Source organism: Psychrobacter sp. 1U2 (assembly GCF_051847575.1).
This window is the reverse complement of sequence record NZ_JBPYDC010001794.1, coordinates 1-523: the sequence shown is the minus strand read 5'-3', so window position 1 is coordinate 523 and position 523 is coordinate 1. Positions and strand designations below refer to the sequence as shown.

At 46.1% G+C, this 523-nt stretch carries 1 pseudogene; it reads right to left on the bottom strand.

The annotated features are described in order from the left end of the window. A pseudogene (locus tag ACS8FD_RS24445) lies at positions 1 to 523 on the bottom strand (glycine betaine ABC transporter substrate-binding protein); the annotation flags it as partial.

Below are 523 nucleotides of genomic sequence, written 5' to 3'. Positions count from 1 at the left end.
AATGACTGTGGCAAACAGCGCCGGTACTTTACCAATCCCGAACAACATAAGTACCGGAATAAGATAAACAAAGCTTGGCATGGTCTGCATCACATCTAGTACAGGTGTCACAATCTTACGAAGTATCTTGCTACCTGACATGGCAATACCAATAGGAATACCAATCACTACCGTAACCAATACTGATACAATCAGTAGCGCTAAGGTATCGATGAGCGCGCCCCATAGACCAAAAGCACCAATTAAAAATAGCCCTGCACCACAGGCTAGCGCAAACCATATTTTGCGGACACCAAACCATCCCAGTATCGTCACGAGCGCGATAATGATCCATGGGGGAATAATAGTTAACAGACGCTCAATGGGGAGCAACAAGTAGGTCAGCGCCATCGTACTGATGGTACGAAACACATCACCATAGTTTTGAACGACGCTTGCTAAAGTATTATTCAGCGGAGTCTCAAGTGACCACGAAGGGAAGCTTGATGCTAGACCTAATCGGTTGTCACTGGCTGCACTGTCA